Origin of the sequence: Pseudomonas sp. FBF18, assembly GCF_024261405.1 — a bacterium.
GTDB lineage: Bacteria > Pseudomonadota > Gammaproteobacteria > Pseudomonadales > Pseudomonadaceae > Aquipseudomonas > Aquipseudomonas palmensis.
Genome location: NZ_QKRS01000003.1, coordinates 350,194 through 363,837 on the forward strand (window position 1 = coordinate 350,194; position 13,644 = coordinate 363,837).

The following is a 13,644-nucleotide window of genomic DNA, read 5'->3' on the forward strand; positions in this document are numbered from 1 at the left end:
GCTTTTTGGCTGGTGTGGCATCTTCCGTTTTCGGCACAGCACCAGCCCTGGTGCGCCCGTGCCTTTCAGGTTCACTCCGACTGCCAACCCGTCTGGAGAGCCTGTGATGAGCCAAAAACAAAAATACCCCGCGCACCTGAGTGAATCGGCCAAGGTCGACGAGCAGTCCGTGCAGCCGTTCACCCGTTCGCGCAAGATCTACGTGCAGGGCTCGCGCCCCGATATCCAGGTGCCGATGCGCGAAATCAGCCTGGACGACACCCCCACCGATTTCGGCGGCGAAGCCAACGCGCCAGTGCTGGTGTACGACACCTCCGGCCCCTACACCGACCCCACCGTGCAGATCGACGTGCGCAAGGGCCTGGGCGATGTGCGCTCGGCCTGGATCGACGCGCGCGGCGACACCGAGCGCCTGGCCGGGCTGTCCTCCAGTTTCGGCCAGATGCGCCTGAACGACGTGGAACTGACCAAGCTGCGCTTTGCCCACGTGCGCAACCCGCGCCGGGCCAAGGCCGGCGCCAACGTCAGCCAGATGCACTACGCGCGCCAGGGCATCATCACCGCCGAGATGGAGTACGTGGCCATCCGCGAGAACATGAAGCTGCAGGAGGCCCGCGCCGCCGGCCTGCTCGACCAGCAGCACGCCGGGCACAGCTTCGGCGCAAGCATCCCCAAGGAGATCACCGCCGAATTCGTGCGCGAGGAAGTCGCTCGCGGCCGCGCGATCATTCCGGCCAACATCAACCATGTGGAGCTGGAGCCGATGATCATCGGCCGCAATTTCCTGGTGAAGGTCAACGGCAACATCGGCAACAGCGCGCTGGGCTCCTCCATCGAGGAAGAAGTGGCCAAGCTGACCTGGGGCATCCGCTGGGGCTCGGACACGGTAATGGACCTGTCCACCGGCAAGCACATCCATGAAACCCGCGAGTGGATCATCCGCAACTCGCCGGTGCCGATCGGTACGGTGCCGATCTACCAGGCACTGGAGAAGGTCAACGGCGTGGCCGAGGACCTGACCTGGGAGCTGTTTCGCGACACCCTGATCGAACAGGCCGAGCAGGGCGTGGACTACTTCACCATTCATGCCGGCGTGCTGCTGCGCTACGTGCCGCTGACCGCCAAGCGCGTGACCGGCATCGTCAGCCGCGGCGGCTCGATCATGGCCAAGTGGTGCCTGGCGCATCACAAGGAAAACTTCCTCTACACCCATTTCGACGAAATCTGCGAAATCATGAAGGCCTACGACGTCAGCTTCTCGCTGGGCGACGGCCTGCGCCCAGGCTCGATCGCCGATGCCAACGACGCGGCGCAGTTCGGCGAGCTGGAGACCCTGGGCGAGCTGACCAAGATCGCCTGGAAGCATGACGTGCAGTGCATGATCGAAGGCCCCGGCCACGTGCCGATGCAGTTGATCAAGGAGAACATGGACAAGCAGCTCGAGTGCTGCGACGAGGCGCCGTTCTACACCCTGGGCCCGCTGACCACCGACATCGCGCCGGGGTACGACCACATCACCTCGGGCATCGGTGCGGCGATGATCGGCTGGTTCGGTTGCGCGATGCTCTGCTACGTGACGCCCAAGGAGCACCTGGGGCTGCCGAACAAGGACGACGTCAAGACCGGCATCATCACCTACAAGATCGCCGCGCACGCGGCGGACCTGGCCAAGGGGCACCCGGGCGCGCAGATCCGCGACAACGCCTTGAGCAAGGCGCGGTTCGAGTTCCGCTGGGAAGACCAGTTCAACCTGGGCCTGGACCCGGACACCGCACGCTCGTTCCACGACGAGACCCTGCCCAAGGATTCGGCCAAGGTCGCGCACTTCTGCTCGATGTGCGGGCCCAAGTTCTGCTCGATGAAGATCACCCAGGAAGTGCGTGAATACGCCGCCAACCAGCCGGTCGAGGTGGCGGTAGAAGAGGGCATGCGCGAGCAGGCCGAGCGGTTCCGCCAGGAAGGCAGCCAGTTGTACCAGAAGGTCTGAAAGCATCGCGGGTCAAGCCCGCTCCCACAGGTATGCCGCTGCCCTAGAGATCAGCGATACCCCGTGGGAGCGGGCTTGACCCGCGAAAGGGCCTTCCATCCAACCCACATTTCCTGCCGAGTCTTCATCGTGAGCACACCCAGCCACTACTCCCCCGATTCCCCCATTCCCGACAGCCAGCGCGTCTTCGGCGCGCGGGACCTGTTCTCCCTGTGGTTCTCCCTCGGCATCGGCCTGATGGTGCTGCAGACCGGCGCCTTGCTCGGCCCCGGCCTGGGCCTGTCCGGGGCGCTGCTGGCCATCACCCTCGGCACGCTGGTCGGCGTTCTGCTGCTGGCCGCCGCCGGCGTCATCGGCAGCGACACCGGCCTGTCGGCCATGGGCACCCTGCGCCTGAGCCTGGGCCGCCACGGCGTGGCGCTGCCGGCCATTCTCAACCTGCTGCAACTGGTTGGCTGGGGCGCGTTCGAAATCATCGTGATGCGCGACGCCGCCAGCCTGCTGGGTGCGCGGGCCTTCGGCGCCGACAGCCTGTGGGTCAGCCCGCTGCTGTGGGCACTGTGCTTCGGCGCCCTGGCCACCGCGCTGGCGGTGGCCGGCCCGCTGACCTTCGTGCGCCGCATTTTGCGCAAATGGGGCATCTGGCTGCTGCTGGGCGCCTGCCTGTGGCTGACCTGGAACCTATTCGCCAAGGCCGACCTGGCTGCCCTGTGGGCCCGCGCCGGGGACGGCTCGATGTCGCTGGGGGTGGGCTTTGACATCGCCATCGCCATGCCGCTGTCGTGGCTGCCGCTGATTGCCGACTACTCGCGCTTCGGCAGGCATTCGGGGCAGGTGTTCGTGGGTACCGCACTGGGCTACTTCATCGGCAACCTGTGGATGATGAGCCTGGGCGTGGCCTACATCCTGGCCTTCGCCACCGATGGCGAAGCCAGCACCCTGCTGCTGGCGCTGGCCGGCGCAGGCTTTGGCATCCCGCTGTTGCTGGTGCTGCTCGACGAGTCGGAAAAGGCCTTTGCCGACATCCACTCGGCGGCGGTGTCCAGCAGCCTGCTGTCAGGCGTGAAGGTCGAGCACCTGGCACTGGTGATCGGCGTGGTGTGCACCCTGATCGCCTGCTTCGCGCCGCTTGGCCAGTACGAGAACTTCCTGCTGCTGATCGGCTCGGTGTTCGCGCCGCTGTTCGGTGTGGTGCTGAGCGACCACTACGTGCTGCGCCGGCGTCGCCTGCCGGGTGTGGTCGACGGCCTGCACTACGGGGCGCTGGTGGCGTGGGCCTGTGGCGTGGCGACCTACCATGTGCTGGCGCATTACGCCGCGGACGTTGGCGCCACCCTGCCAGCCTTGTTGCTGGCAGGGGCGCTGCATCTGTTGCTGGGCTTCAACCGCGGCCGGGAAACAGCTCGGGCCTGATCACGCCGTTCAGGCGCGGGTAGGGGATCTTGAGCTCGATGTGGCCCATGGAGTACGGGGCGATGGCATACACCTCGTACTTCACCACCACCGCGCCGTAGGTCAGGGCGACGTGCGGTGACTTCTGGAATGGCCAGTTCTTCACGAACTCGGCGTCCTTGTCCATGCCGGTGCTGATCAGCCAGCCCTTGTGGGCCTCTTCGACGGTCTTCCAGAAGGTCGCCTCCTGGCCCGGCACCAGCATGTCCTGCAGGGTCAGCACCTTGTCCTGCTGGCGCGAATAGTTGATGAAGCCGCGCCCCGGCATGCCGTGCGCGCCGCCGGTGTCCAGGTAGCTGGACAACTCGATGATCACCAAGCCGTCATGCTGCTCGCGTACCTTGGCCTGCAGGTAGCTGCTGTTGCGGCTCTGGGCCGATTGCAGGTAGCTGTCCTCGTAGGACTTGAGCGAGGCCGGCAACGGTGCGCCCTCGCCATCGCTGGTGAGCTTGAGCAGGCTGCGCTCGACGATCGCATCGAGCTTGGGGTTGGTGGGGAAGTGCACCGTGTCGATGTTCACCAGCGGGCAGTCGGCTGCGGTGCAGCCCGGCTTGATGTGCTCCCACCTGTCGCGCTTGACCTCGAGCGGCACGCGCATGTTGGGCTGGAACAGGCTCTGGCAGGCGCCCAGGGTCAAGGCCAGGGCGGTCACGCAGGCTAATTTCGCAAGTGACATGATGATCCTTGTAGTGCAACGGTAATCGGGCTTGGACCGTCGGCAATGCCGTCGGTTCGCCACTAAGCTGACAAGAAAGGCTGCGCCTATCCTCGCAGCCCGCACGATTGTTTTAAAGGGGTGAAACCGCGCAGTGTGCAGGTTAGGATGGCGCGACGTGGTAATGGGGTAACGAGGTATCCATGACAGACAAGCCAAAGGCCATGCCGACCGACGTACAGATCGTGCGGCGCGAAAACTGCTTCAAGGGCTTTTACCGGCTCGACCGGCTGCACCTGCGCCACGAGCTGTTTGCCGGCGGCATGGGCCGCGAGATCAGCCGTGAGCTGTTCGTGCGCCACGACGCAGTGTGCGTGCTGCCCTATGATCCGCAGCGTGACGAAGTGGTGCTGATCGAGCAGTTTCGTGTCGGCGCCATGGGCAAGGTCGACAACCCCTGGCTGGTGGAACTGGTCGCCGGTCTGATCGACAAGGACGAACAGCCCGAGGAGGTTGCGCACCGCGAGGCGCAGGAGGAAGCTGGGCTGACATTCAGTGCGCTGTGGCCGATGACCAAGTACTTTCCGTCGCCCGGCGGCAGCGATGAATTCGTGCACCTGTACCTGGGGCGTTGCCACAGCGACGGCGCAGGCGGCCTGCACGGGCTGGAAGAAGAGGGCGAAGACATTCGCGTGAAGGCCTGGGCGTTCGAGGATGCGTTGCAGGCCGTGCGCGATGGGCGCATTGCCAATGCCGCGAGCATCATTGCCCTGCAATGGCTGGCGTTGAACCGTGATGAAGTCAGGGGGCTGTGGTCGTGAATCTGTTGCGCGAGCGCTACCGGGTCGATCTGGTCGGCTTGCAGGCTGCCTGCGAGGCCAACTATGCGCGCCTGATGCGACTGTTGCCCGACATGCGCACCACCCAGAGCTCGCGCCGCATCGGCATGACCCAGGGTGACCAGATGCTCGGCGTGCTGGTGCTCGACGTGGTGCTGGCCTGCCCTTACACCACCACCCTGCGCGTGCGCCAGGAGCACAGCCTGCCGTGGCTGCCGGTGCCGCAGCTGGAGGTGCAGGTGTACCACGACGCGCGCATGGCCGAGGTGGTCAGTGCCGAGCATGCGCGGCGCTTTCGCAGTGTCTACCCATACCCCAATGCGGCCATGCACCAGCCGGACGAAAAGGCCCAGCTCAACCTGTTCCTGGGCGAGTGGCTGAGCCATTGCCTGGCCTGCGGCCACGAACTGGAAGCGGTTCGCTGAAAATGTGACCGGTGTCGTGGGCTCGGGGTTTGCCGTTGCCTGCATTCCCACCATAATCGTGCAGAATCCGCCCAAGGAGACGGCCTTGCCGCACTCGATCATCCCTTCCCGTGACGCCTCGGTGCTGCTGGTGCAGCTCTCCGACAGTCATCTGTTCGCCGAAGCCGAAGGCACGCTGCTGGGCATGAATACCCGCGACAGCCTGCGCCGTGTGGTCGAGCGGGTACTCGACGAACAGCCGGTGGTCGACCTGGTGCTGGCCACCGGCGACCTGTCGCAGGATGGCAGCGTCGAATCCTATCTGCAGTTTCTGGCCCTCAGCGGCAGGATTCCGGCCCCAGCCCGCTGGCTGGCCGGCAATCACGACGAACCGTTCCCCATGGCGCAGGTGGCACGCGGCAGCGCGCTGCTCGAGCCGGTGGTGGATGCCGGCGCCTGGCGGGTGATCATGCTCAACTCGGCCGTGTGCGGCTCGGTGCCGGGGCTGCTGGCAGACGATCAGCTGCAACTGCTCAGGCAGGCCCTGGAGGCCGCACCGCAGCGCCATTGCCTGATCTGCTTCCATCACCAGCCGGTTTCCATCGATTGCGCCTGGATGGCGCCCATCGGGCTGCGCAACGCCGATGCGCTGTTCGACCTGCTCAAGGGTTATCCACAGGTGCGCGCGCTGCTCTGGGGGCATATCCACCAGGAGTGGGACCAGCTGCGTGACGGTGTGCGTCTGCTCGCCTCGCCGTCCACCTGCATTCAGTTCGAGCCGGGCAGTGAAGACTTCAAGGTGGGCGACCAGGCCCCGGGGTATCGCTGGCTGCGCCTGCATGACGACGGCAGGCTCGAGACCGGGGTCTCGCGCGTGACCGACTTTGCCTTCACCGTCGATTACGGCAGCAGTGGGTACTGAGCGCTGCAAGCTGCAAGTGAACGCGAATATCACCGCCCGGTTGTAACCTGATGTTTGAAAGTTGCCGCTCAAGGCTTCTCGAACAGGCTAAACTGCGCGTCTTTTGTGCTCGTTGCGACGGGCGTTGCATGGGCATCGGGGGCGATCATGTCGGGTTCGATTCTTTATATCCACGGGTTCAACAGTGCGCCCAGTTCGACCAAGGCCAGCCAGCTGAGCAGTGTGATGCAGCAGCTGGGGCTGGCCGGGCAGCTGCGCGTGCCCCTGCTGGACAACCATCCGCGCCAGGCCGTGGCGCAGCTTGAACGTGCCATCGCCGAGCTGGGTTCGCCATTGCTGGTCGGCAGCTCGCTCGGGGGCTACTATGCCACCCACCTGGCCCAGCGCCACGGGCTCAAGGCCTTGCTGATCAACCCGGCCGTCAATCCGCACCAGCTGTTCGACGGCTACCTGGGCCCGCAGCAGAATTTCTACACCGGGGAAACCTGGGAGCTGACACTGGACCACGTGCAGGCCCTGGCCGAGCTGGAAGTGCCCGCACCGAGCGACCCCGAGCGCTTTCAGGTATGGCTGCAGACGGGCGATGAAACCCTGGACTACCGCCGTGCCCAGGCCTTCTATCGGGCCTGTGCGCTACGCATCGAGGCCGGTGGCGACCACAGCTTCCAGGGCTTCGCGCAGCACCTGCCGGCCATGCTGAGCTTTGCCGGCATTGCACCGCAGGTGTACCAGGCATTCGATTTTTCTGTACTTTGACTGATTATTTTCACCTACGACTGACGACGAGAACCCATGGCCAATCCCAGCGCTAGCGCCTATAACGCAGACGCCATCGAAGTCCTCTCCGGCCTTGACCCGGTGCGCAAGCGCCCGGGCATGTACACCGACACCAGCCGGCCCAATCACCTGGCCCAGGAAGTCATCGACAACAGCGTCGACGAAGCGCTGGCCGGCCACGCTCGCACCGTGCAGGTCATCCTGCATGCAGACCATTCGCTGGAAGTGTCCGACGACGGTCGCGGCATGCCCGTGGACATCCACCCCGAAGAGGGCGTGTCGGGCGTCGAGCTGATCCTCACCAAGCTGCACGCCGGCGGCAAGTTTTCCAACAAGAACTACCAGTTCTCCGGCGGCCTGCACGGGGTGGGCATCTCGGTGGTCAACGCCCTGTCCAACCAGGTACGGGTACGGGTCAAGCGCGACGGCAACGAGTACCAGATGACCTTCGCCGACGGCTTCAAGGCCACCGAGCTCGAAGTGATCGGTACCGTCGGCAAGCGCAACACCGGTACCAGCGTGTACTTCGCGCCCGATCCCAAGTATTTCGACTCGCCCAAGTTTTCCATCAGCCGCCTCAAGCATGTGCTCAAGGCCAAGGCCGTACTGTGCCCGGGGCTGCTGGTCAGCTTCGAGGACAAAGGCACCGGCGAGAAGGTCGAGTGGCATTACGAGGACGGCCTGCGCTCGTACCTCGAAGACTCGGTAAGCGAGTTCCTGCGCCTGCCCGACGCGCCGTTCTGCGGCAGCCTGGCGGGCAACAAGGAGGCCGTGGACTGGGCCTTGCTGTGGCTGCCCGAAGGCGGCGACAGCGTGCAGGAAAGCTACGTCAACCTGATTCCCACCGCCCAGGGCGGCACCCACGTCAACGGCCTGCGCCAGGGCCTGCTCGATGCCATGCGCGAGTTCTGCGAGTTCCGCAACCTGCTGCCGCGCGGGGTCAAGCTGGCCCCCGAGGACGTGTGGGAGCGCATCAGCTTCGTGCTCTCGATGAAGATGCAGGAGCCGCAGTTCTCCGGCCAGACCAAGGAGCGCCTGTCGTCCCGCGAGGCCGCCGCATTCGTTTCCGGCGTGGTCAAGGATGCCTTCAGCCTGTGGCTCAACGCCCACCCCGAAGTGGGCATGCAACTGGCGGAACTGGCGATCAACAACGCCGGGCGCCGGCTCAAGGCCAGCAAGAAGGTCGAGCGCAAGCGCGTGACCCAGGGCCCGGCACTGCCGGGCAAGCTGGCCGACTGCGCCGGGCAGGACCCGATGCGCGCCGAGCTGTTCCTGGTCGAGGGTGACTCGGCCGGTGGTTCGGCCAAGCAGGCGCGCGACAAGGAGTTCCAGGCCATCCTGCCGCTGCGCGGCAAGATCCTCAACACCTGGGAAGTCGACGGCGGCGAAGTGCTGGCCAGTCAGGAAGTGCACAACATCGCGGTGGCCATCGGCGTCGACCCCGGTGCTACCGACATGAGCCAGCTGCGCTACGGCAAGATCTGCATCCTGGCTGACGCCGACTCCGACGGCCTGCACATCGCCACCTTGCTCTGCGCCCTGTTCGTGCAGCACTTCCGCCCGCTGGTGGAGGCCGGCCACGTGTACGTGGCGATGCCGCCGCTGTACCGCATCGACCTGGGCAAGGAGATCTACTACGCCCTGGACGAGGCCGAGCGCGACGGCATCCTCGACCGCCTGGTGGCCGAGAAGAAGCGCGGCAAGCCGCAGGTCACCCGATTCAAGGGCCTGGGCGAGATGAACCCGCCGCAGCTGCGTGAAACCACCATGGACCCGAACACCCGGCGCCTGGTGCAGTTGACCCTGGAAGACCTCGAAGGCACCCGCGAGATCATGGACATGCTGCTGGCCAAGAAACGTGCGGGCGACCGCAAGAGCTGGCTGGAGTCCAAAGGCAACCTGGCCGAGGTACTGGCTTGATCGCTCGGTGCCTGGCAGCGCTGTTGTCACTGCTGGGCGTGCCGGCGCTGGCCGAAACCTGGCCGGAGCTGGCGATGCAGAGCGAGCATCCGGTAGAGGGCATGCGTGGCGGCAACCTGTCGGGGCTGGCCCTGTGCAACGGCGAGCTCTGGACCGTCTCGGACCGCGACGACGACCTGCTGTACCGCCTGGACACCACCCAGACGGTGTGGCAGGCCGAAGGTATTCGCCTGGAGGTGCCGCCGGTGCCGGACAGCGGCCTGCCCTGGGGCCTGCGCTCGAGCAACTGGGCAATGTCCTACGTGCGCGGCGGCGAGCTGGATTTCGAAGGCATCAGTTGCGATGCCGCAGGCAATCACTACCTGGTCAGCGAAACCCATGTGGCGGTGCTCAAGGTACCGGTCGCAGGCGACCCCAGCTGGCTGAAGATCGACCCGAGCATGGTCCGCCAGGCGCGCGCCAGCGGCATGCTGCTGCACTTCAATGCATTGTTCGAAGGCATCGCCGTGAACCCGGCCGGCGATCGCCTGTGGCTGGCCGCCGAGCGCGAGCGCCGCGGGCTGATTTCGATCAATCGCCAGCAGACCACCTGGCACTGCGGTGATGGCTGCGTGCTGCTCAGCGAGGCCGGCACCGAGATGCAGCCTGCGCAGATGCCCAATGCCCGCGAGCGGCCCCGGGATTTTGCCGACCTGGCGCTGTTCGAAGGCAAGCTGTTCACCCTGGAGCGCAACGCCTACCGTATCTGCCGGCGTGATGCCGACACTGGAAGCGTGGAGCGCTGCTGGTCGTTCGCTGCCGATGCCCTGATCGAATCGCGGCAGTATTCGCAGCCGTTCGGCCTGGCCGAGGCCCTGGTGATCGATGCCAAAGGCGCCTGGATAGGCCTGGACAACAACGGCGGTCGCCGCGCCGATGGCGAAAACCGCCCGATCGTGTGGCGCTTTGAAGCGCCCCAGGGCGGCTGGAGCGCCAAACCGTGAGCCAGGCACCGGGCAAGCGTGCCGGCCGGGTGATGCTGGTGCTGGCGTGGGCGGCCGGCCTGTTCCTGGCCACGCGCTTTTTCGGCGACTGGGAACAGCGCCAGGCCAACCCCAACAGCCAGATCAGCTCGCAGCACGGCGATGGCTATGTCGAGGTGCGGCTGCTGGGCAATGGCCAGGGGCATTTTGTGGCCGACGGTCTGATCAACGGCCAGGCCGTGCATTTTCTGCTGGATACTGGCGCCACCGACGTGGCGATCCCCGAGAGCCTGGCCCGGCAGTTCAGCCTGGAGCGTGGTGTGCCCGTGACCCTGAGTACCGCCAATGGTCGTACCGAGGGCTATCGCACCCGCCTCGACAGCCTGCAACTGGGCGATATTCTGCTGCGCGACGTACGCGCCCTGGTGGTGCCGGGGCTGGACGGCGAGCAGGTACTGCTGGGCATGAGTGCCCTGAAACAACTCGAATTTACCCAGCGCGGCGGCACCTTGCTGCTGCGCCAGACCTTGAAATGATGAGGCCCGCATGAGCGACTCCCTTGATCTCAGCCTCGATGGCGTAGAGCGCCGGTCACTGGCTGACTTCACCGAACAGGCCTACCTCAACTATTCCATGTACGTGATCATGGACCGTGCGCTGCCGCATATCGGCGACGGTTTGAAGCCGGTGCAGCGACGCATCGTCTACGCCATGAGCGAACTGGGCCTGGACGCCGATTCCAAGCACAAGAAATCGGCGCGTACCGTCGGTGACGTGCTCGGCAAGTTCCACCCGCATGGCGATTCGGCCTGCTATGAAGCCATGGTGCTGATGGCGCAGCCCTTCAGCTATCGCTACACCCTGGTCGACGGCCAGGGCAACTGGGGTGCGCCGGACGATCCCAAATCCTTCGCGGCCATGCGCTACACCGAAGCGCGCCTGTCGCGCTATTCCGAGGTGCTGCTCAGCGAACTGGGCCAGGGCACTGCGGACTGGGGCCCGAACTTCGACGGTACCCTCGACGAGCCCCTGGTGTTGCCGGCACGTTTGCCGAACATCCTGCTCAATGGCACCACCGGTATCGCCGTGGGCATGGCCACCGACGTGCCGCCGCACAACCTGCGCGAAGTGGCCACCGCCTGCGTGCGCCTGCTCGACGAGCCCAAGGCCACGGTCGAACAGCTGTGCGAGCACATCCAGGGCCCGGACTACCCGACCGAAGCAGAGATCATCACCCCGCGAGCCGACCTGCTGAAAATCTACGAAACCGGCCGTGGCTCGGTGCGCATGCGCGCCGTGTACCACATCGAGGACGGCGACATCGTGGTCACCGCGCTGCCGCACCAGGTGTCGGGCGCCAAGGTGCTGGAACAGATCGCCGCGATGATGCAGGCCAAGCCGTCCAAGGCGCCGCAGGTGGCCGACCTGCGTGACGAATCGGACCACGAGAACCCGTGCCGCATCGTGATCATCCCGGTGCACAGCCGCGTCGACCACGAAGCGCTGATGCAGCACCTGTTCGCCAGTACCGACCTTGAGTCCAGCTACCGGGTCAACATCAACATCATCGGCCTGGACGGCAAGCCGCAGTTGAAGAACCTGCGCACGCTGCTGGTCGAGTGGCTGCAGTTCCGCGTGCAGACCGTGCGCCGTCGCCTGCAGTTCCGCCTGGACAAGGTGGAGCGTCGCCTGCACCTGTTGGACGGCTTGCTGATCGCCTACCTCAACCTGGATGAAGTGATCCACATCATCCGTACCGAGGAGCACCCGCGGGCCAGGTTGATCGAGCGCTTTGCATTGAGCGAGATCCAGGCCGACTACATTCTCGACACGCGCCTGCGCCAGTTGGCCCGTCTGGAAGAGATGAAGCTGCGCAACGAGCAGGACGAACTGCTCAAGGAACAGGCCAAGTTGCTGGCGCTGCTGGGCAGCGAAGCCAAGCTCAAGAAACTGGTGCGCACCGAACTGCTGCAGGACGCCGAAACCTATGGCGACGACCGTCGCTCGCCGATCGTCGAGCGCGCCGAAGCCCGTGCGATGACCGAGCACGACCTGCTGCCCAACGAAAAGGTCACGGTGGTGCTGTCCGAGAAGGGCTGGGTACGTTCGGCCAAGGGCCACGACATCGATGCCACCGGGCTCTCGTACAAGGCCGGTGACGGCTTCAAGACCGCAGCCGCGGGGCGCTCGAACCAGTACGCGGTGTTCATCGACTCCACCGGCCGCAGCTACTCGGTGCCGGCGCATACGCTGCCGTCGGCACGGGGCCAGGGTGAACCGCTGACCGGTCGCCTGACCCCGCCGCCCGGTGCTTCGTTCGAGTGCGTGCTGATGCCCGAGGATGACGGCTTGTACGTGATTGCCTCCGATGCCGGCTACGGCTTCGTGGTCAAGGGCGAAGACCTGCAGGCCAAGAACAAGGCCGGCAAGGCCCTGTTGAGCCTGCCGAACAACGCCAAGGTGATCCTGCCGCGCCCGGTGGGCAACCGCGAGCAGGACTGGCTGGCGGCGGTGACCACCGAAGGGCGCCTGCTGGTGTTCAAGATCAGCGACCTGCCACAGCTGGGCAAGGGCAAGGGCAACAAGATCATCGGCATTCCGGGCGACCGCGTGGCCAGTCGTGAAGAATTTGTCACCGACCTGGCAGTGATTCCCGAAGGTTCGACCCTTGTATTGCAGGCCGGCAAGCGTACCCTGTCGCTCAAGGGCGATGACCTGGAGCACTACAAGGGCGAGCGTGGGCGGCGTGGCAACAAGCTGCCGCGCGGCTTCCAGCGGGTCGATGCGCTGCTGGTGGAAAACGTCGAATAAGCGACCTGGTGGCCGCAAACGGGTATTTTAGTGACCGTTTGCGGCTTAAACACTGGAGTCGCACGGAACTTTCGCGGATGATAGGCCCCTTGTGGTGCCAGCGTAGCTGTGTGCCCGACGTATTCATGAGTATCACTGCGGCAAGCCGTGTGGCGGCCGCCTGGATGGGATGATGACTTTTCTGCGCCTTCCATTTGTTCTACTGCTCAGTGGCGTGCTGGGCTTGGCCGGGTGCAGCATGCACCAGCCGGTAGCGCTGTATCAGCTCGACAGTGGCGAGCCGGGGCAACCTGGCCAGAGCAACGGCATGGCCGTGGTGCTGGGGCCGGTCTCGGTGGCCGACTACCTGCAACGCGAAACCCTGCTGCAACGCCAGCGTGACGGCAGCCTGACGGCGGCGACCGATGGTCGCTGGGCGGGCAGCCTGTCGGCCGATATCGACCAGTTGCTGGTGCGCCAGCTGGCCTGGCGCCTGGACAGCCAGCGTGTGGTGCTGGCACCGGCCAGCACCGGGTTCAACCCGGATGTGCAGGTGCTGCTGTCGATCACGCGCCTGGACTCGGGCGTTGGCCAGCCGGCGATCCTCGATGCCCAGTGGCGCTTGCTTGATCGTCGTGGCCAGGTGCGTGACAACCGCATCGTGCATTTCGAGCAGCCCCATGAAGGCAGCTCGGCGGCGCAGGTACAGGCGCAGGGGCAACTGCTTCAGCGTCTGGCCGAGCAGCTGAGCGTGGCGTTGAAGCCGTTGGCCAATCAGCCGCCGATCGTGCAGGAACAGCCGAAGAAGGCCACGCCGGTACAGCAGGTGCGCAAGGAGCCGGAGAAGCCGAAGATTCCGATGGCGACACCGATTCGTACCGAGATGGAAGTGTTCCGGTTTTAACCGGCCACAAAAAAGCCCGCAGCGATGCGGGC

General features: G+C 65.3%; 12 protein-coding genes. 11 read left to right on the forward strand and 1 reads right to left on the reverse strand.

Going from position 1 to position 13,644, the window contains the following annotated elements; genetic code table 11:
- The first annotated feature begins 106 nt into the window (after positions 1 to 106).
- Positions 107 to 1,987, forward strand: coding sequence for a phosphomethylpyrimidine synthase ThiC (gene thiC, locus DN387_RS07535; RefSeq protein WP_054915742.1), 1,881 nt, complete (start codon positions 107 to 109; stop codon positions 1,985 to 1,987).
- A 129-nt stretch (positions 1,988 to 2,116) separates the two neighbouring features.
- A complete protein-coding gene (gene cytX / locus DN387_RS07540) occupies positions 2,117 to 3,400 on the forward strand; it encodes a putative hydroxymethylpyrimidine transporter CytX (protein ID WP_054915741.1) in 1,284 nt (427 codons plus the stop codon).
- On the opposite strand, the gene DN387_RS07545 is transcribed toward cytX, so the two are convergent.
- Positions 3,369 to 4,115, reverse strand: a complete 747-nt coding sequence (locus tag DN387_RS07545) for an RsiV family protein (RefSeq protein ID WP_043863563.1) — start codon at positions 4,113 to 4,115, stop codon at positions 3,369 to 3,371. The genes cytX and DN387_RS07545 overlap by 32 nt on opposite strands.
- Before the next feature lie 182 nt (positions 4,116 to 4,297).
- Here DN387_RS07545 and DN387_RS07550 point away from each other — a divergent pair, with 182 nt between their 5' ends.
- The 9 genes from DN387_RS07550 to DN387_RS07590 all read left to right on the forward strand — a co-directional run bounded on the left by DN387_RS07550 (position 4,298) and on the right by DN387_RS07590 (position 13,612).
- The gene (locus DN387_RS07550) at positions 4,298 to 4,915 is read left to right on the forward strand and encodes an NUDIX domain-containing protein (protein WP_043863562.1); all 618 of its coding nucleotides are present in this window, start codon (positions 4,298 to 4,300) and stop codon (positions 4,913 to 4,915) included.
- Positions 4,906 to 5,358 carry a DUF1249 domain-containing protein gene (locus DN387_RS07555; RefSeq protein WP_043863561.1) on the forward strand — a complete coding sequence of 151 codons (453 nt, stop codon included), beginning with the start codon at positions 4,906 to 4,908 and terminating at the stop codon, positions 5,356 to 5,358. The genes DN387_RS07550 and DN387_RS07555 overlap by 10 nt, the downstream gene beginning before the upstream one ends.
- An 85-nt stretch (positions 5,359 to 5,443) precedes the next feature.
- On the forward strand, positions 5,444 to 6,259 hold the full coding sequence (gene cpdA, locus DN387_RS07560) for a 3',5'-cyclic-AMP phosphodiesterase (RefSeq protein ID WP_054915740.1): 816 nt from the start codon (positions 5,444 to 5,446) through the stop codon (positions 6,257 to 6,259).
- 147 nt (positions 6,260 to 6,406) lie between these two features.
- Complete coding sequence (locus tag DN387_RS07565) at positions 6,407 to 7,015, forward strand: YqiA/YcfP family alpha/beta fold hydrolase (RefSeq protein ID WP_043863559.1); 609 nt, start codon at positions 6,407 to 6,409, stop codon at positions 7,013 to 7,015.
- A 36-nt stretch (positions 7,016 to 7,051) separates the two neighbouring features.
- The gene (gene parE / locus DN387_RS07570; RefSeq protein ID WP_043863558.1) at positions 7,052 to 8,956 is read left to right on the forward strand and encodes a DNA topoisomerase IV subunit B; all 1,905 of its coding nucleotides are present in this window, start codon (positions 7,052 to 7,054) and stop codon (positions 8,954 to 8,956) included.
- On the forward strand, positions 8,953 to 9,939 hold the full coding sequence (locus tag DN387_RS07575) for an esterase-like activity of phytase family protein (RefSeq protein ID WP_054915739.1): 987 nt from the start codon (positions 8,953 to 8,955) through the stop codon (positions 9,937 to 9,939). The genes parE and DN387_RS07575 overlap by 4 nt, the downstream gene beginning before the upstream one ends.
- Positions 9,936 to 10,454, forward strand: coding sequence for a TIGR02281 family clan AA aspartic protease (locus tag DN387_RS07580; protein ID WP_054915738.1), 519 nt, complete (start codon positions 9,936 to 9,938; stop codon positions 10,452 to 10,454). Before DN387_RS07575 ends, DN387_RS07580 begins: the two co-directional genes overlap by 4 nt.
- A gap of 10 nt (positions 10,455 to 10,464) precedes the next feature.
- Positions 10,465 to 12,729 (forward strand): DNA topoisomerase IV subunit A, encoded by a 2,265-nt coding sequence (gene parC / locus DN387_RS07585; protein WP_054915737.1) that lies wholly within the window; start codon positions 10,465 to 10,467, stop codon positions 12,727 to 12,729.
- 172 nt (positions 12,730 to 12,901) lie between these two features.
- Complete coding sequence (locus DN387_RS07590; protein ID WP_043863554.1) at positions 12,902 to 13,612, forward strand: membrane integrity-associated transporter subunit PqiC; 711 nt, start codon at positions 12,902 to 12,904, stop codon at positions 13,610 to 13,612.
- The last annotated feature ends 32 nt before the right edge of the window (positions 13,613 to 13,644 follow it).